13 protein-coding genes are annotated in these 18,970 nt (G+C 55.1%); 7 read left to right on the plus strand and 6 right to left on the minus strand.

The annotated features are described in order from the left end of the window. Window positions 1–544: 544 nt before the first annotated feature. Window positions 545–1,267 (minus strand): hypothetical protein, encoded by a 723-nt coding sequence (locus BDK88_RS19550; protein ID WP_130501825.1) that lies wholly within the window; start codon window positions 1,265–1,267, stop codon window positions 545–547. Between the two features lie 747 nt (window positions 1,268–2,014). On the opposite strand from BDK88_RS19550, the gene BDK88_RS19555 reads away from it, so the two are divergent. The 4 genes from BDK88_RS19555 (at window position 2,015) to BDK88_RS19575 (ending at window position 7,337) form a co-directional block, all read left to right on the plus strand. After that, window positions 2,015–2,947 carry an ABC transporter ATP-binding protein gene (locus tag BDK88_RS19555; RefSeq protein WP_130501826.1) on the plus strand — a complete coding sequence of 311 codons (933 nt, stop codon included), beginning with the start codon at window positions 2,015–2,017 and terminating at the stop codon, window positions 2,945–2,947. Further along, the gene (locus BDK88_RS19560; protein WP_130501827.1) at window positions 2,944–3,915 is read left to right on the plus strand and encodes an ABC transporter permease; all 972 of its coding nucleotides are present in this window, start codon (window positions 2,944–2,946) and stop codon (window positions 3,913–3,915) included. Before BDK88_RS19555 ends, BDK88_RS19560 begins: the two co-directional genes overlap by 4 nt. Window positions 3,916–4,106: 191 nt before the next feature. After that, window positions 4,107–6,110 (plus strand): hypothetical protein, encoded by a 2,004-nt coding sequence (locus BDK88_RS19565; protein ID WP_165397016.1) that lies wholly within the window; start codon window positions 4,107–4,109, stop codon window positions 6,108–6,110. Between the two features lie 1,011 nt (window positions 6,111–7,121). Beyond that, window positions 7,122–7,337 (plus strand): hypothetical protein, encoded by a 216-nt coding sequence (locus tag BDK88_RS19575; RefSeq protein ID WP_207225345.1) that lies wholly within the window; start codon window positions 7,122–7,124, stop codon window positions 7,335–7,337. A gap of 610 nt (window positions 7,338–7,947) precedes the next feature. Here the strand turns inward: BDK88_RS19575 and BDK88_RS19580 are convergent. The 5 genes from BDK88_RS19580 to BDK88_RS19605 all read right to left on the minus strand — a co-directional run bounded on the left by BDK88_RS19580 (window position 7,948) and on the right by BDK88_RS19605 (window position 15,619). Next, window positions 7,948–9,666: a transposase gene (locus BDK88_RS19580; protein ID WP_207225346.1), complete on the minus strand. Its 1,719-nt coding sequence runs from the start codon at window positions 9,664–9,666 to the stop codon at window positions 7,948–7,950. Between the two features lie 522 nt (window positions 9,667–10,188). Then, window positions 10,189–12,147, minus strand: a complete 1,959-nt coding sequence (locus BDK88_RS19590; RefSeq protein WP_130501829.1) for an archaea-specific SMC-related protein — start codon at window positions 12,145–12,147, stop codon at window positions 10,189–10,191. Between the two features lie 105 nt (window positions 12,148–12,252). Next, complete coding sequence (gene rdfA, locus BDK88_RS19595; RefSeq protein ID WP_130501830.1) at window positions 12,253–12,888, minus strand: rod-determining factor RdfA; 636 nt, start codon at window positions 12,886–12,888, stop codon at window positions 12,253–12,255. A gap of 600 nt (window positions 12,889–13,488) precedes the next feature. Continuing rightward, window positions 13,489–14,256: an IclR family transcriptional regulator gene (locus BDK88_RS19600; RefSeq protein WP_130501831.1), complete on the minus strand. Its 768-nt coding sequence runs from the start codon at window positions 14,254–14,256 to the stop codon at window positions 13,489–13,491. A 508-nt stretch (window positions 14,257–14,764) separates the two neighbouring features. Next, the gene (locus BDK88_RS19605; protein ID WP_130501832.1) at window positions 14,765–15,619 is read right to left on the minus strand and encodes a BKACE family enzyme; all 855 of its coding nucleotides are present in this window, start codon (window positions 15,617–15,619) and stop codon (window positions 14,765–14,767) included. 126 nt (window positions 15,620–15,745) lie between these two features. Between BDK88_RS19605 and BDK88_RS19610 the strand changes: the two genes are divergently transcribed. The 3 genes from BDK88_RS19610 (at window position 15,746) to BDK88_RS19620 (ending at window position 18,962) form a co-directional block, all read left to right on the plus strand. Next, a complete protein-coding gene (locus BDK88_RS19610) occupies window positions 15,746–16,522 on the plus strand; it encodes an SDR family NAD(P)-dependent oxidoreductase (protein WP_207225347.1) in 777 nt (258 codons plus the stop codon). 65 nt (window positions 16,523–16,587) lie between these two features. Beyond that, entirely contained in the window at window positions 16,588–17,205 is a 618-nt protein-coding gene (locus BDK88_RS19615) for a type 1 periplasmic-binding domain-containing protein (protein WP_207225348.1), read from the plus strand. A gap of 476 nt (window positions 17,206–17,681) precedes the next feature. Continuing rightward, the gene (locus BDK88_RS19620) at window positions 17,682–18,962 is read left to right on the plus strand and encodes a substrate-binding domain-containing protein (protein WP_130501833.1); all 1,281 of its coding nucleotides are present in this window, start codon (window positions 17,682–17,684) and stop codon (window positions 18,960–18,962) included. Window positions 18,963–18,970 lie beyond the last annotated feature (8 nt).

Below are 18,970 nucleotides of genomic sequence, written 5' to 3' on the forward strand. Positions count from 1 at the left end.
TGCTTCGGAGTCACAGTCGTACATACGACAAGACGTTATGTCGTCTGATTCTTCTCCAAGCACCGCGTTGAGTATCATCCGGACGCTTTCGTGACCTTCAGCGATCGTTTCGCCTTGTTTTGTTTCGATTCTTGGACCACCCCACATCCCAATAGATTCGAATTCCACACATTGATCGAACTTGTCTCTGAACTCCGCACACGTTGTGCACCGCTCGTGAGTCGAGAAGTTCAGTGGAAGGTTAAATTCGTCCTCATCGAATGAACGTTCGACTGGCATTGTACATCTATATGTGATTTTGAAAATCCTCGCAGACTGAAATCAGTGCTGTGGTACTGGCAGATATGGGGCCTCACACTCAGAGAATCCAATAGACGATACTTCTGCTAAATTCATCCTCCCAATACAGCACACCGTTATTGACAACAATCAGAGTGACCGGTGCTGGCTTGATAACTATACTACCTATACTGACCGATTCATTGATTCGAAGGGAGATGGTGTGACGGATTCTATGACACTTTGTATTGGAAGTTGATTGGCTCTAAGACTTATTGCCGTGTCGTATTTGGTGGCGGAGTCGATTGGCGACGCGCTCGGGTGTGTTAACGTACAGAAGTGTCTGCCGATAGAATTCGTATGGTGACTGCTTGACAGCCAGATCGGACCGTTCAAGCGTGACTGTCGCCGCGTTCGTGCCAGGCGGTTCTGCCCAGAACCCGCGTTTGACGGAAACGTCCCGGATTGCGTCCAGTGGGACACGCCACTGAACGGCGTTGAGTCGTGTGTCGTATGCGACCAATTCGTCGTCGTATAACCAGTACTCCATCGCCCCGAAGGCCAACTCAAAGTGAATGATCCCCATGAGTACGAAGCTCATTACGGCTACGACGAGTGCAACGCCAATCCCGACGACTGTCGCCGTCGGTCCAACAATGAACGCTCCGACGAATCCCAGAATAGCCACCAAGAAAAGGGCTGCAACTCGAGAAAAGATGTTGAGCATCTCCCACTCAATGTGGGGAATGACCCCGTCGATAGCCCCTGCAATTTGAACCGCGCGCCGATCAGTTCGGAACCGCTCGCTCGGACGTCCCGTCGGCTCCGAAAGTTCGAATGAATCTGCTCCCGTTGGCGGCGAGTCTCGGCATATCTCGTACGCGATCCGCCCTACGACGAGGACGACTGCAATCGCGGTGAACCCGGTCGAGGGGTCGAAGTCGGCTCCCGCGTGGACGGTGTCGACAGCGACGATTGGAAGCGCCATCAGAATCGGCCCAAGCCATCGTACGCTCGGGAGAATCCTCTTAGCGGGTGGACGATCCGAGTGGACGAACCGCCGAAAGGTCCAGCCGTGTTTCACAATGATAGCGAGACCACCGGCAGCTAGTATCCCGAGCGTCGGCTCTGACCCGATAGTGAACGGCGGATCAAGGAACGTCGTCGTCAGTCCGATAGCAAAGGCGGTTAGTGGTGCCGCGGTAAATAGCCCAACCACGGCCGGCTTAAGATTGTGTACTGCGATCGGTGGCACCCCATCGACCGGCCGGATGGTCCCGAGTTTTGGAGTCAAAAATCTGAACGGGTTCGGGTCTCCGTTCCGGCGCATTGCTGGTGGTTCCGTTGGCGAGAACTCTTCGCGTGGAGCTGCAATCACTGTTTGACAGAACCGCTGAACTGCCTCTCCGATCATGTCTCCCCAGTAGATCAACAGCACGATGTATAGCGAAAACGAATGAAACAGGACCGCCACGAGCGCAACGAGATCGACAGATAATACGCTAGTACGACGGAAAATATTGTCAGTCATACTTATATATGGGTGGTGGAATAAAAAATGTTGTCAGTCAGTCTTAGAGAGCATACGTAAGTGTCTAAACTCCTTTTATAAATACAACCCAATAGCATTCGAGACAGATTTAACTGTTTTAAAACATTTAAAATTGATGCTCAGGATTATCTGGATGAGAAAGTAGTTAAAAGATTTACAATAAACTGCTACCCGTGTACGTGTATGCCAGCGATTACAGTCGACAATCTGACCAAATCATTCGGTCAGACCCTCGCACTGGACGACCTCTCCTTCCAGGTCAAAGAGGGTGAAGTGTTCGGCTTTCTTGGTCCCAACGGTGCCGGCAAGTCGACGACAATCAACATCGTCTTGGATTTTGCCCGACCGACGGATGGCTCAGTCAGCGTCCTTGGTATGAATGCACAACGAAACAGTCGGGACATTCGGCAGCGAACCGGTGTCCTTCCCGAAGGTGTCGAAACCTACGACCGCCTGACCGCCCGCCAGCACCTCGAGTTTGCGATCAACTCCAAGAACGCCAACGACGAACCCGAAGCGCTGTTAGAGCGTGTTGGCCTCGAGGATGCGATCGACAGGAAAGCTGGCGGCTTCTCGAAGGGGATGTCCCAGCGGCTCATGCTCGCGATGGCGCTGGTCGGCGAACCGGATCTGCTCATCTTGGACGAGCCCTCGACCGGTCTCGACCCAAACGGCGCCCGCGAAATGCGCGACCTCGTCCGTGAAGAGAATGAACGGGGCGCGACGGTCTTCTTTTCGAGCCATATTATGGAGCAGGTCGAAGAAGTCTGTGACCGTGTCGGCATCCTCCGTGACGGCGAGATGGTCGCTGTCGACTCTATCGAAGGGCTACGCGACTCTGTCTCTGGCGGCACGTCGCTTCGCGTCACCGTCGATCGGATCGACGATGCCGCCCTCCAAGCAGTTCGTTCGCTCCAAGACGTCACTCGTGCCACCGTTGAGGGCGAAGACCCGCCAGCGATTGTCGCCTCCGTCAACGGCTCGAAGACAGCCGTCCTCTCGACGCTCGAGGACCACGGTACCGAGATACAGGACTTCCAAACGACTGAGTCCTCGCTCGAGGACGTCTTCCGTTCGTATACTACGGGCACAAGACCGGAGGTGCACGCGCAATGAGTACCGAAATCGACGCCGTAGGTGAGTCGACCGAAAGTGGATCAACCTCGAGTGGGATCCATTTTGAGAGCATCCTCACGGTCGCGAAGAAAGACTTTCAGGATGCGGTTCGTTCGTGGCTCTTCTGGGGGCTAAGCGTGCTTTTCTTCCTAGTACTGGTCGGCATCTCGGGAGCGCTGTCGTACTTCGGCGAGGATATCGCAGCACAGGGAGTGACGACCGATGCGCTCGTCTTCCTCGTCAGCCAGGTCACCAAGTGGATTGTACCGCTGATTGCGCTGATTCTGGGCTGGAAGTCGATTGCTGGTGAGCGAGAATCCGGAAGTGTAAAAATACTCCTTTCACTTCCGCATTCGCGAAAGGACGTCGTTATCGGAAAACTACTCGGCCGCTCAGCCGTGTTGTCGGTGTCGCTGACAGTCGGATTCGTCCTCGCGGCAGCTCTCGTTGCCGCATTTCTCGGTGGTTTCGATATCGTAGACTACGGCGGCTTATTAGTCATGTCGATGATTTATGGTATGGCCTACACGAGCATCGCCGTCTCGCTCTCGTCTCTGACGCGTTCGACGACCATTGCTGGAGCTGCGATGTTCTGTGTTTTCCTGCTCTTTTACGTTGTATGGAACAGTCTCGGGGTTATATTTAGGCTGCTCGGTGAGCGAGAGTTCCTCTTCTTCGATACCGTAACGTACACGCAGGAGTTTCAGGGGCAAGAAATGGCGGCAGAGCGGCGGCAAGACTGGACGTACTTCATCACGAATCTCGATCCCGGCCAGGCATACAACAGAGGATTGACATTCCTTACCGACGTTGATATGCTCGAGCAAGGATCGACCACCAGTGCACAGATGTTCGGCGGCGAGCTACCGATCTACCTGAATGATTGGTTCTCATTCATGATTCTGCTGTTTTGGATTGTCGTGCCGCTCGGGGTTGCACTCTATCGGTTTGATCGTGTCGACATCTGACTTTCCGTTTCCCGACGGTGGAGAAGTGCATCGGTAGCGTGGCACTGCCAGCAGTCTCTCGTGGAACGAAATGGGAACCCGTAACTCACCCACCACAGCAAGCTGCTGTGTATGGGAAGCCGCGCCTTTCAGGGGGTGTGAATGTCACTATATCTTAACTTTTATAACCATGCGGTTGAACGTCCATTCACATGTCATCAGTATTGAAATCGCTAGCGAAACTGCGATCGACGGACGGCTTCAGGGCGTTTCTGGCCGTGTGCATGGTCGCAGTCGTTGGCGTTGCAACGATCGGACTCCCGGTCGTCTTCGGCGGTGCGACGACGACTGCCCAAGCGACTGAGCCCTCCCCGGAGTTCGAATCGCACGACTCGATCACACAGGTCGACTCACAGTCTGAGCCGGCCGATGATATCTATCTCGGCGACAACGGAAGCGCCGTCCTCCACTATGAGAACGACTCCGAGGACCTCGATAAGATCGACGTGGGTATGGACGTCAGTGAAGGTTTGGTTCACATGCTTGTCGTTGATGACGTCGAGAACCCAAACGAGGATGTAGAATCAGCGAATTTCTCGACGATCCTCAACCAGCAGGGCCTCTCCGGAAACGGATCGATGGTCATGCAGCAGCCGGACGATCTCAAAGATCTCACTGTTGACGTCTCTGGAGAGGTCTCCGAAGACGCCAACGAGTTCAACGCGGAGATGTCTGGGTCGTTCAACGGCGAGAATACGAGTGCTGGGACAGTCAGTACGAGCGGCGAAATCGCCGCGACTGCGGATCGATTCGAGACGAACGGTGAGGTGTTCGCAGAGACAGACACCATGGGTAGCGGGTCGAACATGTACGTCGATGCGGCCGTGACGGAGACGAAGAGCGGCTACACGGTCGACGTTACCCGAGAACGGAACCTGTCCCAGTGGACGGCGAGTCAGTGGGAAACACGAGAGCAGGCTAAACAAACGCTTCAGGACCAGTATGGGATGCTCGCTACGAGTCTCAACGGAACTAGCGAGATCGAGATCACGAACTACGATTTCCAGAACCAATCGAGCGGCCAGTCCCAGCTCGAGATTTCGTACACCGTTGCGTACACCGGCATCGACAGCGGTATCGAAGAGCAGCTAACCGACCAACTGGTGTCAGATGAGTCAGCCGATCTGACCCGCTCGGAAGCACGGGAGATCGCGACCAGTGTCACTGAAGTCAATCTTGAGACGATCTCGTTCATGGTGGACGTGAACGAGGGCTCGGTTGACGCCGACTGGGATATTGCGATCGCGAACTACGACGAACTGACCCTCTCGATGTTCGATCTGATGAAAGCGACCGATACGACTGGTCAGCTTCCTCAAGAGCAACTCGAGAATGCGCGAAAATCCATCGAGGCTCAGCAGGCGGCGAACCTCGAGTCGACGTTTACCTGGGACGGGTCGGTCGAACAAGCGTCGTCCGGTGATTTGTCGTTTAATGCGACGATGACGGGCGATACCAAAAACTGGAACGCCTACATCGACGAACTCGAGTCCCGCGACATCGAGCCGCCGAACGATGTCACGTTCGATCTCACGGCCGAAACCGACGGTGACGAACTCTCGATGGACGGCGAATTCAAACTCGAGGCAAAAGACCTGGCTGGACAGACGATTAAGAGTTGGGCACAGTCGATCCAAAACAGTCAGTCGTCGACGACGATGTCCCCGAAAACAGAAGAGTTCGTGTCGGCGCTGAACGAATCCGAACTCAAGGTCGCTCGCATCGACGCTGGGCTCAAGGACGGCACGGTGCGCGTCGAAGCCGGAGCACAGTTCGAAAACATGAGCGAGATTACCGACACAGTCAGTGAGAGTCTGTCCGTCAGTGGCGTCGCGACCGAACAGCACAACGAGACGACATCGATGTACGTCTACGTCGACGACATGGACGGGATTGACACCGCCTCGGCAACGAAGGCAGATCTCGAGCAGTTGAGCGTGGTCGGGCCCGAGACGACCGTCCATCAGGCCGGCGAGTGGGAAGACGACTTCCCACGACCCGATACTGACGCGATGAGTGAATTCCTCGAGACTGAGACCGAAGACGCTGCTAAAGACGACGAGAACGCGGATGGCACATCCGGCTTCGGGATCGGTGCTGGACTCGCGTCGATTGCAGGACTACTGACGGCGCTCGTGCTCCGACGGCGAGCATAGGCCGATCGCACGAACGGAAGTACCGCTCGAGAACGTGTTAACACACATACTATTTTAATTTCGAGCGAGAATACTCTCTTGATGCCCTCCAGTATCAACGAAGTCGTGTTTAGTAAGCCGTCTGGCCGCCTTACGGCGTTAGTTCAGTTCGCTGGATCGCTTATCTTCCTGGGGCTTTACGTATACTCTTGGATTGAGGGCAACGCTGACTCAAGCAACTGGTTGCTTATTATGGTGGTCGGGTCCGCGTTGGCTGGTATTGCCGAGGTCCTTCCAGAGAACCGGCGACAGACAGCCGGCGCATTACGTTTAGCAGCAATCCTCGTATTACTGTGTCTCATCGGTGCTATTATCTTCACACCAGAGGCCAGTCATTAGATGACCGTCAAGACTTTCGCTCATCCCGATAGATCGTAACGTCATGCCCGCTTCGTTAATCCACTGATCGCTCACATATACCGCTGAGACGTGGGTTCTGGGCTATTGCTCTGACATCACACGATGTTACAATCTACAGGCGGAGCAGGCCGAGTGCCTCGGGGCTTGACCCCGAGGCGGCTCACCGGGAAGAGCGACTCTGAAAACTGTGCCGAGATAGGCTGAAATACAGGTTCTTATGTCACACCTGAGTGGTTCGTCAACCCTGACTTTGCGAGTCGAACCAGATAATCGCGATCGGTTCGACCCGCACGTCAACGCTTGACGAAGTACTCAGAGAATATATCGTTATATGTTTACACTTGAAGCTACACTGAGTTACCCGTAATTTCATTTGTAGGGTTCCAAACGCCGAATCCCTGGCTCGGGTTTGATAGAATTTTATGTAGCGATATATGGTTTACTCCAATTCAGCTGACTTTCTCGGCTATAGGGTGTATTTTAGTTGTCCCACGACGACAACAGAGTACACGATAGCTTTTAATTACTGTCATGAAAACAGAGACGTACAGAAATGGCAGTCTTAGAATCACCACAACACGGAGCAAACGGGGTTCTCGAGTGGGTGAGCCGATGAGTAACGAACGAATCCGCTGGTCGCACAAGTCGCTCGACGAACTCAGGTCGTTCTGGAACAAGCAAATTGAACCTGACCTCCGACACGCCGGCCATGATCTCGACGAGTGGCCGGCCTATCAGGATCTCCTCGAGATGGGCTACGGCGCCTCGTTGGATTCCTCGAGCCAGTCGTCTAGACCCTCGAAACCATCGTCGACGCCGGCCCCTTGAATCGCTGTCTCGATGCCATCGGCCATATCTGATTCCCGTCGTCATGTCGTTTGTTCTTCGACGGAAGCTCGGGGCCGGTGTAGCGCTTGAGGGCATCGCGATAGTCGTCGGCCTTGTTGCCCGACTCGAGGAAGTCGTCGATAGCGTTCTCGAGGAGATGTTTACAGGTGTCGCCGCCAAGTCGCTTGAGTCCATCTATTCGGTTTCCCGTACAGTGTCGGGGTGTAGAAATTCACTGTGCATTGTTGGTGTTTAACCAAGTAAATCTGAAACACCTCTCGCGGTTGATTTCGGTGGTCTCGGGTACTCGAGACTGTTAAACTCACATCCATAAATCATATTGGGCTATATCTTCTGCGGGCCGTGCTGCTGCGAATACCCCGAAATCCGTGCACGGGATTCGCGTCTGTCGGTTTGAATCGGTCCAGAATACAGGCCGATCAAGGAATCACGACCGCCACTCACCACCCGTGAGTGGCGGTCAGGTGGGCGAGAACGGTATAATCAGTCTATTTAGACAGTGATGCCTCTCGGAAAGGGCAAGCACGGAGCAGGGTCTACAGCAATGCGCTCACCTCTCTCCGGAGGAACGCACGAAACCGCGGGGCGGTCACCCGCGGTTTCGTGCGAAACTGATGACCTCAATCAACGTCTGGACAAGGAAGTCCACGAGCAGCCACAGATCGTACAGCAGGACTGCAAAGCCGAAGTGGAACAACCTCACTGAGAAGTTCGTCGACGTCGTCCACGGTGCGAACTCCTTGATTTTGCTATAAGCCGTTTCAATCCCGCCTCGGCGTCTGTAGCGATTGACCTGCTTTTTCGTCAAGCGCCGGTCAAGACCAATCTCGTCGTTTACGTCGAGATTGGTCGCAAATACCTGCACCTCGTCGCGGTCCTCGTCTGGCGGGAGTCCGACCAGCGTTGTCTCGGCTCTGGTGTTGGGGACACGGTGTTTTACCGGCCCGTACACTGCGTGCTCGGATTTGACTGTCACTTGCTTTTGTCCCTCTACATCCTCGTCCGTGCGCGCGATGAACCGCTTGACGCGGTCATCGCGCAGTGTCGGGATCACGTAGAAAAGGTCTCGCTGTTCGAGCACCGAAAATACGTCCGTGGCGTAGAATTCCCGATCAGCGTAGAGGCGCCGCGTATGAACCCGACAGACGTCGCTGACGTGGTCGACGAGTTGGCGAACAATGTCGCCGACTGAATAACTCTTGTCCTCGCCAGGATAGCTCTCTGGATCGCGATAATCGGCGTGCCCAACTGAAAGCATCGCAGCTGCGAAGTGAACGTTGTCTCCAACAACGTTCGCGGTTGCGAACTTGTAGCACCAGTCGTAGGACTTGTCCTTTGGCGCATCCTGAACACGTACGAGTTCCTCACGCTCCCCGTAGAAAGCGACGTAGGTTATGTCGATCGACAGCATGACAGGCGTCTCGAACTTCAAGTGAGGCTTGGCCCGCGTCAAGACGCGGGCCGCGCTTTGGTTGACCATCTCCGCGATTTGTGTCGGTGAAAGGTCCTTGATCGCCTCCAGAAGCGTCTCTCCACTCGGTCCATCCTCGTAGAAGGGATCGTCGAGATCCGGGTCAGGATTGACGAAATCGCCGTAGGTTTCGGCACCGCCGTTAGCGGCGGTGCCTGTCACCCCGAGACAGGCCTCCAGCATCAGGAGTTCCTCGTCGTCGTAAACCGGGTCATCAGGCCGGTCAAAATCGAAGGCAGGCAACACGACAGTTTGGAGTTCGTCGAGGAGGTCACGTGTTTTCCCCCGAATGAGACGGTTGACTGTGCGCTTCGAGGAGCCTGTCGGCTCCTCCGAAGCGCTGTCTTCGTACGGTGTCCCGATGGGACTGCCGCGTTCGGCGGCCAACGCCTGGATCTGACAAGTAGCGGTCTCGATCGTCGACTGGAGGTCCGCAAACCGGTTAGTCTGTGCCCGAGAAATCGTGCTTCGTGAGGGTGTGTCGTCGGGATTGAAGCCAAGAGCGTCAGCAAGTTGAGGGTCACTGTCGAGCGTCCGATGGAGCCAGCCATCGGACGCGTCTTCGAGTTCTTTCAGAAGGATCGCCCGGAGCATCGGTTCGAACGGTTTAGAGTCGTGCCAGTGTGGAATGGGATCAGCACGGCAGTATCGGCTGACGTCGAGGTGAGTGACTAACTCGACCGCAGAGGTCGTCTTGTCGACGACCTCGGCGGCCTGCTCGGTTAGGGGCAGCCACCCGCCCGAGAGTGGACCGATATCTTGTAGGCGCTCGTCAACTGACCGTTGAGTGCGGTTGTCATCAGCAGCCGCAATACGGTCTGACCAGTTGTTTGTCACAGTGGGGGACGAATCGTCCCCCACCGGTTAGTCAATCGATGTTGAGATTCCGTGCACGGGTTCTATCATTCGTAGCTACAGCTGTGGCCCGGGAGATGAGATTATGAGGCCGTTGGCAGGGCTGAAACGCATTATCTCAGTCGAATCGTTAATCGTATTTGACCCGAAAAGTCACCCCACAGTCCGTAATATGGCTACATTTCTAACTACTTTGGGCTTCACACGTGAAGTAGAATTGCTGCTTGCGCAGAGGCATTCATATGGAAAGTGCAGCGTGCCTTAGCCGATTTCTGTCTGCTTTTTCAGCAGTGTCAGCGCATTTTCTGCCGTTATCAGCGATTCTTCTTCGTATTCTCTAGTGAGCGCAATTTGGACGAGGGGATCAACTGTTCGCCAGATCGAGTACAAGAAGCACACGAAGTAGGAAAAACAGTAGTACGAAGTTCTTCGATGTCGTGTTTTGACCACTATCCGCCTGGCAAGCAAACCGTCGTGGCGTAAAAAATAGACCACGAAACCTGCTTAGATCTCTGTGATCTCGTTGTGAGGTTCTTCAATCGCCTGTGCGTCCTCGTCCAACAGTGCCACGACGAGATACGGGACGTACGATTCGAAGTACTCGACGAGCGCTGCGATCCGTTCAGAGTCGATTGCCTCGAGGGAGTCAAGCAGCATAAATGGAACTGTCTCGTAGACGTCGTGAACCAGATAGCCCGCAAGCGCGAACACAAGGCCAGTCACTTCTCGCTCACTTTCGCTTAGGTGATCGATCGTGTCCTCGTAGGCTGTGCCATCGTCGGTGCTGCGCACGATTTTGAGGTCGAACGACGACTTCGTGACCTTGCGGCGCCCCTCCCGAACCTCACGACGGGTCCGATCGATCCAAATCCGATCGAGATTATCGTATCCGAGCGTCGCACGGAGATTTTCCATGTGTTCATTGAACGCTTCGACGGCGTTCGCCTCGATTTGGTCGATGCGCGTCCGGAGGTCGGTCAGTTCGTCGGTCACGTCTTCACGACGGCCCTTGAGTTCTTCGCGCTCACTGAGACGGTCCTCGATCGTGGCGATTTCGTCTTCGATCTCGTCGCGCTTGCGCTCTTTGCGCTCGAGTTTGAACTCGAGTTGGTTGACCTCTTTGTGCTGGTCGAGGATATCGCCATAGTCCTCGCTTTCGAGGTCATCGATTTCAGCTTCGAGATCGTCAATTTCGTCGGTCAAACGCTCGCGCTTGTCCGTCAAGTCGTCGATTCGGTCGCTCCGCCGCTCAATCTCATCTTCGGTCGACTCGAGGCGCTGCTGTGTCTGTCGGTATTCAGTCCGATTCTCTTTGATCGTCGACAGCGTTTCTCGCCGATCGGTCAGCTCAGAATTGATCTCGGATCGCTCCTTGAGACGCTCCTGGTGTGCCGTTCGGAGTTGTTCGATCGTCGTTTCGATCTGCTCTCGAGCGACCGAGGAGCCACAGGTCCAACACGTGACAGTCTCGGAATCATCGAGCAACTGGTCCGTTATGGGCCCGTCATCGGTTTTGGTTGTCTCGCCAAGAAACGAGTCCGGCTCCTCGAGGAGCCGCTCGTTGAACTGGATCGTACTCTTGAGTTGTGAGACCTCTTCGGAGAGATCCGCTTTCTCCTCTTGGAGCGCGTCGATTTCGGCTTCGATCTGACTCACGTCGGTCTCTTCGCCTGTCGAAAGCGATTCGAGTCGGTCTCGGATTTCGCCCCGTTCTTTTTTCAGGGCCTCGATGCTCTCGCGCTCAGTCTCGATTCGATCACGGACATGTTCGAGTTCGGATCGTGTCTCGCGCAGTTCTTCAAGTTTCGTCTCGAGTTCAGACTGCTCTTCCCGTCGCTTTTCGACGTCAACGTTCGCTTCCTCGAGTTCGACCCGGGCCGTCTCGAGTTCCTCCCGTAGCGTCTCGATCTCGTCTGTCACCCGCGTCCGTTTCGCTTCGAGGTCAGGAAGTCGCTGCTCGAGTGTGTCTAGCTCTTCGAGTTGCTCGTCGATTTCGCGTTTTCGCTGCTCGTACTGTTCGATCTCTGTCTTGATTGCGCCAGTGTCGACCGGGCGCATGATCAGTTCGCGGAGGTCGTCTCCGCGAGCAACAGCCTGGCGTGCCTCGTTCGACTCGAGCAAAAACGCAAATAAATCCGCGAGTTCTGGATCCTCCAAGTACGGATCGCCTTCGGTGGTGATCGTTCCGTTCCGACGGGAGAGGTGCCGGCGGTAGATTTCGTCGCCGAACTCGAGCGCTGCGCTTCCCTCATCGGCATCGGCTTTGAGGCTCACCTGGTCGCTTCCGAGCGCTGCCATAATCGCCTGTAGGAGTGATGTTCGATTGGTCGCATTTCGTCCGGACAGAACAGTTACTCCCTGCTGAAACGAGACCTTCGTCTCATCGATGCCACCAATATTTGTAGCAGATAGCATTGCCTGCGTCGGAACTTCCTGCTTAGCTGTCCCCAATTTAGGTTCCATGCAATGTTATAGTTCCCACTCTTACATAGGTATAACGCTTCATCCCATTGTATGGATCTCTCGCTGTGCGCAACCGATAGGACCTTTACTGTCGAGGCGCTTCTTTTACGATTGGCTTTGGCAGTTACAGGATCGTTCGTTGAGTAACTCCCTGACAGTGTACTCTTGAAGACACTCCTCGCAAGTCACGGTAATGGAGACGGTAACGTTGAACTCACCGATATCGATGAGATCCTTCTGATTGAGTCGGGCAATCGTATCCGATGTAACTGCTGCGGTTCGATTTTGGAGCGCAGCGAGCTTTTCGCCGCTTCGCTCGAGTTGTTCCTCGTCACTCGGTTTCTCGAGTTCTGTCTCGAGGCACTTCGTAAGATGATTGTAAACGGTTTGGTGGGAGACGAAATCAGATTCGACCTCTTCGACCGGAACCCCATCGCGCTGCAATTCGTTTCGCGTTTGGACCTGTGTGCCGCTGCTGACGTCGTCGTCAGTGAGCAATCGGTACGTATTCTCGATTTCGCCCTCTCTCGGCGGAATGTCTGCGTCAGCAAGTGCCGCCGACAGTATTTGCTGATTCACGTATGTCGCGAGTTGCCGTGTGCTGAGCTGTTCGTCGGCATCGCCGGTCCAGTATGCGATCAGGTCGTCGTCGAGACCCGTCAGGTCGTATTTGTCGGCAACCCGTCCGAGCTTACAGCCACATGACGCTCCGTCCGTCTCGGCATCATCGAGATTGGCCATTATATAAGTAAATGAAGAGGGATGTAAAGAGTTTTTCCCTTCCAGAATAAATCACGAGGGCGATTCAGATGTGTTATTCTGTCTCCTGCTGCTGGTTCTGGACCATATCGTTACTCTCTGACAGCATATGAATACATTGCTACGAACTCAAAGTCATCCGGTTCAATCATCTATATACATCTGTTGTCTCTCTCTGGTTTACGGTAGTACAAATGTAATAGAACGTGGATACGAACCGTTCTGGCGGCGACGGCTGATCGAGTAGAACCGATCCTCGAAGCGACCTATTTACTGATACTTATCTGCATTTGAGTACCGTATCCGTTCCATGACCACCCAATTGAACTCGAGACACTGCCGTCGGCGGTAATGAATAAACCAGTCGGTGCCGACGCCCAGGCACTCGTCGTCTCCAATCTCGAGCCCATGTCGATTGTAGCAGGAGCGCTGGCCAGACTATGAGTTGAGCACGTGTTCGTCGAAGAATTACAGAGGTACAATTGTAATACAGATGGGGTGGCATTCCCGTTTTCCCGTCGGTCCAACCGGTCGGAGTAGTTGACCATGATCCTCGATTTCTCCTGATATTGGATACACCAGTTATGTCAGGGAGATCTCCAGTTCGAACTCGTTGGCGGTTGCAAGGATTATTTCGGGGAGTTCATCTTCGAACCACTCTCCTTTCATGCGGTTAGCAGGACTTGCGACGCTGAAGGCCCCGAGGACTTGTCTGTCGGGACCGAAAACCGGAACACCGACTGCCTTAACACCATCAAGCTGTTCCTCGCGGTTGATGGCGTAGCCCTGCTCATCGATAGTGGCCAGTTCCTCGAGTAACACATCCCGTGACGTGATGGTGTTGTCCGTTTTCGGCTCGAGTCCGTGCTGGTCGATGATCTCCTCAACGCGTGCATCGGGGAGCTGAGAGAGGATTGACTTCCCGGCTGCCGTCACATGCAGCGGGAAGCGTTTGCCGACAGAAGAGTACGTCCACACGGCGTGATCTCCGGAGAACGTGTACATGTAGACGCCTCTGCCATGTTCTTCGACAGCGAAGACGGCGCGTGAGTCGGTTTCGGCTGCCAGTTGTTCCGTGTACGACTCCGCGATGGCATACGGTTCCTTACGAGTTCGAACGTGCTCGCCGAGTTCGAGAAATGCAAGTCCTAGTTGATAGATGTCGCCTTCCTGAGTCAGGTACCCCGCCTCGATGAGTGTCGCGAGGTGGCTGTGAACTGTACTTGGGGCCAGATCCAGTTCCCCGGCGAGTTCCGTCACTCGCCCGCCGCCGCGCTCTTTGAGTAACTCGATGATCTCGAATGAGGTCTGCGTCGTTGCGAGCGTGCGTGGTGCCGTGTTCTCTGTCATACCATGACTTCACACAGCAGTAATATAAATAATTCGCGATGCGCGAATCGATCTTCTCGCTGAGGGTGCCATTGTGCCTCTTCTCTTATAAAGTTCGCAGGATAGGAATTCTGTTTTTATTTGAGAAAGAGGTTGGCTAAAAATATCTGCGATCAGCGACATCAGATGGTGCCGACTACGGCGGTTTGACTTCAAAACACCCGGTTTCGGCAGTCTAAGCGGTATTTGCCAGTACTATGGTAAATAATCCTGATAGTTGAATTCGCACATGCCGAATCATGATGTAATGTTAAATATATTATGTTTTCTCCCGTCACTGCTGGATATCTGGTCCTAAAACCTGATCGGCCGAGTTCGGATGGGTTGCTGGCTCTCACGGCAACTCGTCGTATCCGAACTCGAAGATATAATTCGGGACCCGTGAAGGGGAGACTCTGAGCGCTGGACAGACTAGCTGGCGTGCAGCGTTAGCGCGATATCCCTGCGCTTGGTCGTTGCAGTACGGCGCTCAGAGGCCAAGGCGGTCTCGTGCGTCTGCGGGAGTCGCGACCGGCCGGTTGAGTTCGTCGGCGATTCGTGCAGCACGGCGAACCAACTGAGCGTTGCTCTCGGCGAGTTCGCCCTTGCGATAGTAGACGTTGTCCTCCATCCCGACGCGGACGTGCCCCCCCATGGCCATCGCCATTGTCGTCATTGGGAGTTGGTGTTTGCCGACCGCAAGACACTGCCACTCGACCGGATCTGGGAGGTTCTCAACGAAGGTGACGAGATTCCCCGGGCTCGCGGGCATCCCGTTTTGCATCCCGAAGATGACCGTCGCCCAGTAGGGGTCGTCAAGCAGTCCCTCGTCAATCAGGTGTTCGGCCTCTGGGATGTGACCCGGATTAAACAGCTCAAGCTCAGGCTTCACGCCGGCCTCGCGCATCCGTTCTGCGTACTCCTCATTCTGTTCGCGGGTGTTCACTGCGGTTCGCGTCTGGCCGAAGTTGACCGGCCCCAAATCGACCGTCGCCACCTCTGGGCGCGGTTCGGTCTCCAAGCACGGGGCGATACGCTCCTCGCGCGAGTAGATGCCCCCGCCGCCGGTCGTGAAGTTGACGATGATATCATCGCAGTACTCCTCGATCCGATCGCGCAGTTCTTGGTACCGCGTGATGTCTTTCGTGTTCTCGCCATCGTCGTCTCTCGCGTGCAGGTGAACCATTGACGCGCCGGCTTCCTCGCACGCTTGGATGTCCCTGGCGACCTCCTCGGGTTGTGTCGGGAGGTTTGGGTTCGCTTCTTTGCCGTGATGACCGCCAGTCGTTGCGACACTGATGATTACCTCTTTTGAGAAGTAATCCTCGTAGCCACTGTATGCCATACGGCTGCAGAATAAATTGACTGCTATTTAAATATTCGTGTTGGCAAGGAGAAAGATCGGCTGTCGCACAGGATCTGGGACGAATTACTCACTAGATTTATGGTGTTGAACATGAGTTCACAGTATGTGACTCACGATAGCACTGCAATTGTTACCGGCGGTGGTCGCGGTATCGGACAAGCGATCTGTGTAGAGTTAGCCAACCAAGGCTTCGACGTCGTCGTTGCGGACATCGACGACGGCGCGATGGACGAGACCGTAGCCCTAATCGAAGATGAAGGACAGACCGGCCTCCCAGTGTACACGGACCTCGGCGACGAAGCCAGCATTGAGTCGACCATCGATACAGTCGTTGAGAAGCTCGGATCGGTCGACGTTCTGGTGAACAACGCCGGCATCGCCGGCCCGACGACACCTTGTGAGGAAGTTGCGACCGACGAATGGAGACAGACCATCGCGGTTAACCTCACTGGCCCGTTCACGATGTGCCGTGCCGTCCTGCCGTACATGAAAGACGCTGGCTATGGACGAATCGTCAACATCGCATCGGTCACCGGCAAACGCCCGCTCGTTAATCGGACTCCCTACGCGGCGACGAAGATGGGATTGATTGGCTTTACCCGCACGCTCGCGGCTGAAGTGGGTGAACATGATATCAACGTTAACGCCGTCTGTCCAGGCTCGGTCGATGGCCCGCGTATCAGGAGTGTATTCGAGAAACAGGCTGAAGCGAACGGACAAACGTACGAAGAAGTACGGAGCGATGTTGAGTCAGAGAGCGCACGCGGCGAACTCGTCCAGCGCGAGGACGTCGCTGACCTTGTCTCGTTTCTCTGCTCCGACGAGGCAGACCGCATCACGGGTCAGGACATCAATGTCTCCGCCGGCAAAGTGATGTACTGACGTGGGACGACGTACTGCTCCCTGAGCGACTGTTCACGGCGGCGGCTGCACCTTTCTCCCACCACTTGGATCGGCGGGACTGCCGTGTTGGCGAGGGATACTGTCGGGAATACCAGAACGACGGTGTTGCCATCGGCGGTCACACGATCCTCGCGGAGAACGACATAGACGTCCCGATCGTCGGTATCGACGCCAGCGAACCCGGTCTCGCAAAGATCGACGAAGGCGCAATCACTGCTTCGGTCTCTGGGATGAGGCCGTGGCAGGAGGGATGGTCAGTCGCGAAGTGTCACGACTTCCTCAACGGGCACAAACTCACGCCGGCAGAGCGGATGATGTCGTTCAACGCACCAGTCTGCGTGAAAAAACCGAGTGAGTGGCGCGGAACAGTCGGGTGGCTTTCAGTCGTCGACGCCGCCGAGTATAACGAGGCGATTTTCGAAGGGCAGACACCGTACGACTGGAAGACGATGTCCGTCGTCGAAGCCGGCGAAGATAGTTGGGACCCGCAGATCGACCTGCAGCCGATGAACAAAGAGGTGATAAAGACGGTGCTTGCGTGGGATGAATCGGACAAGCCAAATGATTACTCGATACCGGACGTATACACGGACAGCGCCAAACAGCAGGAAATCACTGAACTGCACAAGAACCGCTTCACCAGCAACCCGCTAAAACAATAATTTGTTTGCCTGTTGAGAGAGAAACCATCGTGCTTGTTGGGAGTCTGACCCAGGAATAGAACACTGGCTCACGTTCCCGGATCTCTCGGAATTTCATAGATGTACGAGCGTGACCGCCAAGCGTGAGGAAGTAAGCCGAAAGACGCGGGCTCTATTGTCGGACAGGAAGTGCATGATGGGGATTGCTCAGTGGCCGTAGCCGACCTTCGTCTTGATTCTCTGTTCTGCTCATACAGACCGTATCACAGGCAGTCCTGATCTGTAATATGGGCTAGGGCAGTAATGTCCCTACTGGCACAGTGGCAGACCAACCGGTGCAACAGCAGCGTAAGCCCCTGTGTGGTTGGATGGTTTAGTGAATCTGGATCTATCCTATGAACTCGAACGGATCAATCCTTATTCTGCCCACATGAGTATGGCTGTATGTACCATAATCTATATATAGGGATTGTACAGAAACATAGGTGTGTATTCACATGGTAGGCAATCCCAGTAATCAGTCGAGACGGCGATTCATCAAACAAACAGCAGGTGCCGGGACGATGGCGGGCCTCGCTGGTATCGCAGGCTGTCTTCAGAGCGACTCTAGCGGAGGAAATACGTCGCTGGGTTCGATTGCGAATCTCCAGAACTCCTACTGGCTATCCTGGAAGAAAGGCTACGAAGAGGCTGCAGAGGCGCTCGGCTACGAGACGAACCTCCAGACGAATGACGGGAACGTCACCACCCAGCAGGAGCAGTTTGACACGGCGGTCGCCAGTAACACCGATACGATAATCGGACAGACGTACACGAACGCGGCGGCGATTTCGCTGGCGGAAACGTGTGTGGCAGCAGGTGTGCCGACGATTCTGGCGGTGACCATCGCGGATTGGTACACGCCACAGGACGCGGGCGATGAGTACGTCCAGTTCTTCGCACCCCACTTCGTCAACCACGCCTACACGGCAGCGAAGATCCTTTTCGAAGCGATGGGTGGCGAAGGCCGCTTCGTCCACATCGAAGGGAACCGGGGCACGGCACCGAACATCGGGCGAAACAAAGGTGTCGACCTGGCGCTCCAGGAGTACCCGGACATCGAGATGCTTGGTCCGCGTCTGCAGGGGAACTACATTCGGTCGGACTCACGCGACGCGATGGCAGACAAGGTCTCACAGTTCGGTGACGACATCGACGGCTTCTTCGGACAGAACGACGCCGTCGCCATCGGCGGGAACACGATCCTCGAGGAAAACGGCATCGACGTGCCGACCGTCGGCATTGATGCCAGTGAACCTGGCCTTGCACAGATCGCCGAGGGGAAGATGACCGCCTCGGTCTCTGGGATGGGTCCATGGCAGGCCGGCTGGTCGCTCGTGAAGTGCCACGATTGGCTCAACGGGCATAAGCTCGCGCCAGCGGAGCGGATGATGTCGTTCAACGCGCCGGTTTGTGTGCAAAATCCTGATGAGTGGACTGATGTCGTTGAGCGACTTCCCGTTGTCGACGCTGCCGGGTACAACGAAGCGATTTTCGAGGGGGAGACACCGTACGACTGGGAGAAGATGTCCGTTGTCGAAGCCGGCGAAGACAGCTGGGACCCACAGGTCGACCTGCAGCCGATGAGCCAGGAGGATATCAAGCAGGTGCTCGACTGGAAGGACGCGGACAAGCCGAACAACTACTCGATGCCGGATGCGTACACCGACAGCGGCGCACAGCAGGAGATCGCCCAACTCTACGAAGATCGGTTCACCAACGACCCCCTGAAGCAATGAGAGAGGGT

The sequence above is a fragment of the Natrinema hispanicum genome (assembly GCF_004217335.1).
GTDB lineage: Archaea > Halobacteriota > Halobacteria > Halobacteriales > Natrialbaceae > Natrinema > Natrinema hispanicum.

Excerpts from the sequence above, each read along its gene's own strand:
- BDK88_RS19600 (WP_130501831.1), bottom strand. The coding sequence starts at position 14,256 with ATGACAGAGAACACGGCACCACGCACGCTCGCAACGACGCAGACCTCA.
- BDK88_RS19560 (WP_130501827.1), top strand. The coding sequence starts at position 2,944 with ATGAGTACCGAAATCGACGCCGTAGGTGAGTCGACCGAAAGTGGATCA.
- BDK88_RS19575 (WP_207225345.1), top strand. The coding sequence starts at position 7,122 with ATGAGTAACGAACGAATCCGCTGGTCGCACAAGTCGCTCGACGAACTC.
- BDK88_RS19555 (WP_130501826.1), top strand. The coding sequence starts at position 2,015 with ATGCCAGCGATTACAGTCGACAATCTGACCAAATCATTCGGTCAGACC.
- BDK88_RS19605 (WP_130501832.1), bottom strand. The coding sequence starts at position 15,619 with ATGGCATACAGTGGCTACGAGGATTACTTCTCAAAAGAGGTAATCATC.
- BDK88_RS19550 (WP_130501825.1), bottom strand. The coding sequence starts at position 1,267 with ATGGCGCTTCCAATCGTCGCTGTCGACACCGTCCACGCGGGAGCCGAC.
- BDK88_RS19565 (WP_165397016.1), top strand. The coding sequence starts at position 4,107 with ATGTCATCAGTATTGAAATCGCTAGCGAAACTGCGATCGACGGACGGC.
- rdfA (WP_130501830.1), bottom strand. The coding sequence starts at position 12,888 with ATGGCCAATCTCGATGATGCCGAGACGGACGGAGCGTCATGTGGCTGT.
- BDK88_RS19620 (WP_130501833.1), top strand. The coding sequence starts at position 17,682 with ATGGTAGGCAATCCCAGTAATCAGTCGAGACGGCGATTCATCAAACAA.
- BDK88_RS19590 (WP_130501829.1), bottom strand. The coding sequence starts at position 12,147 with ATGGAACCTAAATTGGGGACAGCTAAGCAGGAAGTTCCGACGCAGGCA.